At 68.1% G+C, this 5,426-nt stretch carries 7 protein-coding genes; 3 read left to right on the top strand and 4 right to left on the bottom strand.

Annotation, left to right across the window (positions count from 1 at the left end; all coding sequences use genetic code 11):
* Positions 1 to 1,241 (bottom strand): NAD(P)/FAD-dependent oxidoreductase (locus BRAO375_RS24905; protein ID WP_035642027.1); only part of this gene is annotated, 1,241 nt, incomplete at its 3' end.
* 106 nt (positions 1,242 to 1,347) lie between these two features.
* Between BRAO375_RS24905 and BRAO375_RS24910 the strand changes: the two genes are divergently transcribed.
* On the top strand, positions 1,348 to 1,887 hold the full coding sequence (locus tag BRAO375_RS24910) for a SixA phosphatase family protein (protein ID WP_009030218.1): 540 nt from the start codon (positions 1,348 to 1,350) through the stop codon (positions 1,885 to 1,887).
* Between the two features lie 54 nt (positions 1,888 to 1,941).
* Positions 1,942 to 2,367, top strand: a complete 426-nt coding sequence (locus tag BRAO375_RS24915) for a universal stress protein (RefSeq protein WP_009030219.1) — start codon at positions 1,942 to 1,944, stop codon at positions 2,365 to 2,367.
* 423 nt (positions 2,368 to 2,790) lie between these two features.
* Here the strand turns inward: BRAO375_RS24915 and BRAO375_RS24920 are convergent, their stop codons facing one another.
* Together BRAO375_RS24920 and BRAO375_RS24925 are read right to left on the bottom strand one after the other, a co-directional pair.
* Positions 2,791 to 3,378 (bottom strand): YdcF family protein, encoded by a 588-nt coding sequence (locus tag BRAO375_RS24920; protein ID WP_009030220.1) that lies wholly within the window; start codon positions 3,376 to 3,378, stop codon positions 2,791 to 2,793.
* Between the two features lie 85 nt (positions 3,379 to 3,463).
* Positions 3,464 to 3,967: a hypothetical protein gene (locus BRAO375_RS24925; RefSeq protein WP_502688957.1), complete on the bottom strand. Its 504-nt coding sequence runs from the start codon at positions 3,965 to 3,967 to the stop codon at positions 3,464 to 3,466.
* Positions 3,968 to 4,096: 129 nt separating this feature from the next.
* Between BRAO375_RS24925 and BRAO375_RS24930 the strand changes: the two genes are divergently transcribed.
* Positions 4,097 to 4,528 carry a hypothetical protein gene (locus BRAO375_RS24930; protein ID WP_009030222.1) on the top strand — a complete coding sequence of 144 codons (432 nt, stop codon included), beginning with the start codon at positions 4,097 to 4,099 and terminating at the stop codon, positions 4,526 to 4,528.
* Positions 4,529 to 4,533: 5 nt separating this feature from the next.
* Here the strand turns inward: BRAO375_RS24930 and BRAO375_RS24935 are convergent.
* Positions 4,534 to 5,426 (bottom strand): MFS transporter (locus BRAO375_RS24935; protein WP_035642032.1); only part of this gene is annotated, 893 nt, incomplete at its 5' end.

Here is a 5,426-nt window from a genome sequence, read left to right on the forward strand (position 1 = left end):
CGAACCCATAGATTGACGATATGGCCGGCGACCCGGCCGCTGACGCCGCCGGCCCACACCAGCTCGAACGGCGAGAACAGCTTCCAGCGGTCGTCGCCTGCGAGGATGCCTTGCGCGATCAACTGCCCGGCCATCGCCGAGGTGTTCATTCCCTGGCGGCCGAAACCGCTCGCCACCCACAGGCCTTTGCGCAACTGGCCGACCTGGGGCATGCCGTGCACGGTCTGGCCGGTGACGCCGCCGAAGGTCTCGGTGATCTCGACGCGGCCGAGCTGCGGAAACACGGTGCGGATCCGGCGCTGCAAGGCGGAGGCGAAGCCGCTCGGGCGCGCGTCCCAGGTCGTCTCCGGGCTCGCCCACATCAGCCGGTCGCCGTCGACGACCCGGAAGTGGTCGATGCCGTCGGTATCGTGGACCGAGCCCTGGAAGGCGATCGCCTCGGCCAGCTGCTCGCCGAGCGGCGCGGTGACGCCGCCATAGCGCCACACCGGCAGCAGCGTGTCCGACAGCTTCTGCAGCGGCGCGCCGAGATGGATGTTCCCCGCCAGCACGATGTGCGAGGCCCGCATCCGCGCGGACGGCGTCACGATGCGCTTGCGCACGCCGGACGCATCGATGCTCACCACCGGCGTATCCTCGAAGATCCGCGCGCCGGCCCGGTGGGCAAGCCGCGCCAAAGCGTGGACGTATTTGCGGCCATCGAGCTGGAAGGCCCGGGGATAATGCACGCCATGGAAATAGCGGCTGGTCTTGAGCTCGGTGCGGACACGCTCGACCTGCCAGCCCTCGACTTCGGTGTCGAAATCCTCGTGCAGCATCTGCAGCCGGCGGATCAGCGCATCGCCGGCATCAACGTTGGAGACCTCGAGCGCCCCTTCGCTCAAGCCGATGCCCGGCATCGACGTGGCCTGGGCGCGGATGAACTCGGCCCCCTCCCAGGACAGCGCCCATAGCGCCCGCGCCCGCTCCAGCCCGACGCGCTCGATCAGGTCCGGCAGCGCCAGGTCGAAACCTGGCATGATCGTGCCGACCATGTGGCCGGAGGCGTTCCAGCCGACCCGGCGACCTTCGAGCACCGCGACGCTGGCGCCTTGGCGGGCGGCGCACAGCGCCGTCGTCAGCCCGGCGAGCCCTGCCCCGACCACGCAGACATCGACGTCGAGGTCGAAGTTCAGCCTGGTCCGGGCGACCTCGCCTGCGGCATCCGCATCATCGTTCGCGCTTGTGGAAGTCTCGCTCATGGCGTTTTCTTAGCCAACCCTGGGCCGGACGTCATGACGCTTTTAATGGCGATAAAGAGACGTGATACAGCCTGACTTAGGCCTGACCGATTCGAGACCGGATTCCATGCGCCGATTAATGCTGCTGCGCCACGCCAAGACCGAGACGGACGCGCCATCGGGCCGCGACCAGGACCGCCGTCTCGACGAGCGCGGGCACCAGGATGCCGCTGTCATCGGCGACTTCATCGCCAGCCATCCGCCGGTGCCGGATCTGGTGCTGGTGTCGACCGCGGTGCGGGCGCAGCAGACCTGGGAGCTCGCTTATGCGGCGATGAAGGATCGGATCCCGGCGCCGCAGGTCGAGTCGGTCCCTGAGCTCTACGCCGCCGAGGCGATGCAGATCCTGCACCATATCCGCCTCGCCGCCATGCACGATCCCGCGCGGCTCCTGGTCGTCGGCCACAATCCTGGCATGCACGAGCTAGCGCTGGCGCTGACAGCCCGGGGTGACGCGGAGGCGCGTCAGGAGCTGATGCGCAACATGCCGACGGCGGGGCTCGCGGTGTTTGACTTCGACACCGAGGATTGGGGCGATGTCAGCTTTGCCCGCGGCAACCTGCTGACCTTCGTCACGCCGAAGCTGCTCAAGCAGGGCTCCGATTGACAGGCCGCCAACAGCTGCGCGTAATAGACGCGTTCGCGTAAGGAGGCCTTCGCGATGTTCAAATCGATCCTTGTTCCCATCGATCTGGCCGACACCGACCTCGCCAAGCCGGCGATCGCCACCGCAGCAACGCTCGCCGAGACCTGGCAGGGCACGGTACATCTCCTGAACGTGATGCCGATGACCCCGGTGATGCTCGCGGAATACGTCCCGGCCGATTTCGACGCGCAGCAGCGCGAGACCGCCGAGGAGGCGCTGTCGATCGTCGCCCGCGAATCCGGCATCCCCGCCGAGCGCATCAGCTACACCGTGCGCCAGGGCGGCATCTATCACGAGATCCTCGAGGAAGCCGCCAAGGTGCAGGCCGACCTGATCGTGATGACCTCGCACCGCCCGGCGATGCGCACGTATTTTCTCGGCAGCAACGCAGGCCACGTGGTGCGCTACGCGAAATGCTCGGTGCTGGTGGTCAGGCCGTAGCAGCTATCGAGCTTCATCACCGCAGCTCTTTGACGTTGGACCGTGAGCCGGTGCTCGTGAATGCGCCCTCTTCCGCAAGGGGAGAGGGCACTGCATCTAACAACGCTGGAAGCTATGATTTGTAGGCTGGGCAAAGGCGCGCCCGGAGAGACTTGTTAGTCCGAGCTGCCTGACCGCGCCGTGCCCACCGCCGGTACGGATGAAGCGCGGTGGGCACGCCATCGCGCGGCTTGCGCCACGCGCTGTCTTTGCCCACCCTACGGACCGGCCAAATTCGGCGTCATTGCGAGCGAAGCGAAGCAATCAGGGCGTGACGCGCGGCTCTGGATTGTTTGGTCGCGGAGCCCGCCCTGCGGCTCGCCGGAGGCGAGACCCGGGGGCTCCTCGCAATGACGAAGTTTGTTGTTGCAGCTCCCCAACAGCTCACGGCCACTCAACAATAAAGCCCTTTGCCTTGTATGGCTCGATCTTGTCCCATTCGGTCAGCACGCGCCGCCGGAATTCGGGATGGGTGTGCCACAGATGCCGCGGCACGCCGAAGCCGTCGACCGTCAGCAGCATCTTGTCGACCTCGGGCCAGTACCGTTGCACCGTCATCGCGTAGCGTCGCGCGGTCCAGCTGTTGCCGAGGCAGATCAGGCTGCCGACATTGGCGAGACCGAGCGCGGCATCGATCACCGGCAGCGAGAGCTGCACGTTCTCGCCGGTATTCATGGCGCGATGCTCTTCGAGAATGTGCTGCGCCGGCACGCCCCGCTTCACCATGGCGGCCTTGATCAACGTGCATTCCGAGAGCCCGGCGCCCGGCGTGACGCCGCCGCTGACGATGGCGTGACGGAACAAGCCCTGCTCCCACAGCCGCGCCGCCGCGTCGGCGCGCAGTTCCTCGTCGACGCGGGTGCCGAACACGAACAGGAGGTCCGCCGGCCGCAGCGGCGTGTCGGCGAAATGCCGCGCGTTGATGGCGGCGATCTCGGCGTCATCCGGCATGCCCTGCGCGCGATCCTGCATCGTCGTCATCTCCCGAACTGCAGCCTCCTCACCCTGCCCGACGCGCCGGATGGTTGCATGCAACGACCGCGACGGGGTCGCGTGATCACGGCAGCAGCGCAGCCGGGACCTCCGCGAAGCTGTAGGTCTGCGGCTTGTTGCGGACGACGAAGCCGCCGACCTGCCAGGCGAACAGCGCGGCGAAGCCGATCAGGAACAGCGCTCCCGACCACTCGGTGATGGCGAGCGCGCGCACCAGAAGCGCGGCCATGGCGGCCGTCACCACCGCCATCACGGCCAGCGCCGCGGCATAGACCGTGCGACCGAGCCCGCCGGTGAGTCGCGCCGTGCTGCCCGCGGCTGCGAGCCGCGCATGCAAGGCGAGGATGAAGGTCCGATAGGCCTCGCTCTGCGGCACCATCAGCGTCACCGTCTGCCAGGTGGTCGAGATGATGTTGAGCCGTCGGCCGTCACGATGCGTGATCTCGGCGCGGAAGCGCTTGGCCTGCATCGACACTGGCCGGTAGGACAGTCGGATCGCGGCGATGTCGGCATACGGCCATAGCCCTGCGTGGCCGGCGAAGCGCCAGGACAGGCCCTGCTCGGTCAACTCGAACTCTTGCGCGGAGCCGATCAGCGACGCCTTGTAGGCATAGCAGATCGGCGCGTCGGATTGGGTCGGCGTGGAAATGGCTCGGTCCTGTTGCGAAGGTCAGGCGCCTTATCCTACAAACGGAGCATGAATGAAACGATCCATTTTCCCCGCCACCTGATCCTGGCCGGCGCGATGGCCGCGGGCATCCTGCTGGCGCTCGCCGTGCACATGCTCGGCGCCCGATACGGGCTGGATCTCGGCGGCCTGTGGCAGAGTGAGGGCGCGTTCATGCCGGCGGGCTCGGCGATCGCCTGGTGGCTGATCGCCACCGTCGGCTTCTCCTCCGGCTATTTCATCGCCAACATCATGCATAGCGCGGTGTCGGGAGAGATCCCGCAGCGCGCCCGCAACTTCCTCGTCGTGGTCGGCGTGCTGATGCTCGCCGGCATCGGCCAGGCGATCTCCGGGCCAAGCCCGGTGCCGTCGGCGGCCGGCGTGCTGGCCGGCCTCGCCGCGCTCTGCCTCGGCGCACTGATGGCGTTCTGCGGCGCCAATTTCGCGCTGAGGAAGAGCTGAACGCGTCAGCGCGCGCCAGCGCCGGACACGCCCCAGCGGATCGCGCCGGCGGCCGCGAGCGTCAGGGCTGCCGAGATCATCAGCGATAGCCGCAAGCCGTGCATGAAGGCGCCGGCCGGCCCGATCAGCGCGCCGAACAGCGCCACGCCGAGCACGCTGCCGCTCTGCCGGGTTGCATTCAGCACGCCGGCGGCCACGCCCGAGCGCGAGCGGTCGACGCTGCCGAGCAGGCTCGAGGTCAAGGGCGGGACGATCAGCCCGAGGCCGCAGCTCAGGCCGACCAATGGCAGCACGATCGCCGCATAGGACGTGCCGGGGGCGATCGGCAGCAGCGCCACGCAGGCGATCGCCGAAAGCATCGCCCCGAGCGCAATGGTCGCGCGCGGCCCAATCCGCTCGGCGATGCGGGGCGCCAGCAGGTTGACCGGAAAGACGACGCCGAACATCGGCAGGAACGCCAATCCGGTCGCGAACGCCGACATCCGGTTGATCTCCTGGAAGTACAGGCTGAACACGAAGATCAGGCCATAGATCGCGACATTGGCGAGCAGCCCGACCAGCGCGCAGCGCGCGAACAGCGGATGCTTGAACAGAGCCAGAGGCAGCATCGGCTGGCGGACCCGCGCCTCCTGCCAGACGAACGCCACGGCGGCGATCAGCGCGAGGACGAGGCCTGAGATCACCAGGGCATCGCTCCAGCCGCGAACGCCGGCCTCGATGACGGCCGCCGCGAGTGCGCCGAGCGCGACCACGGCCGCGACCTGCCCCGGCAGATCGACCGCCCGGCCGGCATGAACCGGCGTCTCGCTGGCGTGAGCCCTGGCGAGCCAGAGCCCGATCAGCCCGATCGGCAGGTTGACGAAGAAGATCGCCCGCCAGCCGACCAGCGCGATCAGCG

It is taken from the genome of Bradyrhizobium sp. ORS 375, from assembly GCF_000239775.1.
Classification (GTDB): Bacteria; Pseudomonadota; Alphaproteobacteria; order Rhizobiales; family Xanthobacteraceae; genus Bradyrhizobium.

Excerpts from the sequence above, each read along its gene's own strand:
- BRAO375_RS24910 (WP_009030218.1), top strand. The coding sequence starts at position 1,348 with ATGCGCCGATTAATGCTGCTGCGCCACGCCAAGACCGAGACGGACGCG.
- BRAO375_RS24915 (WP_009030219.1), top strand. The coding sequence starts at position 1,942 with ATGTTCAAATCGATCCTTGTTCCCATCGATCTGGCCGACACCGACCTC.
- BRAO375_RS24920 (WP_009030220.1), bottom strand. The coding sequence starts at position 3,378 with ATGCAGGATCGCGCGCAGGGCATGCCGGATGACGCCGAGATCGCCGCC.
- BRAO375_RS24930 (WP_009030222.1), top strand. The coding sequence starts at position 4,097 with ATGAATGAAACGATCCATTTTCCCCGCCACCTGATCCTGGCCGGCGCG.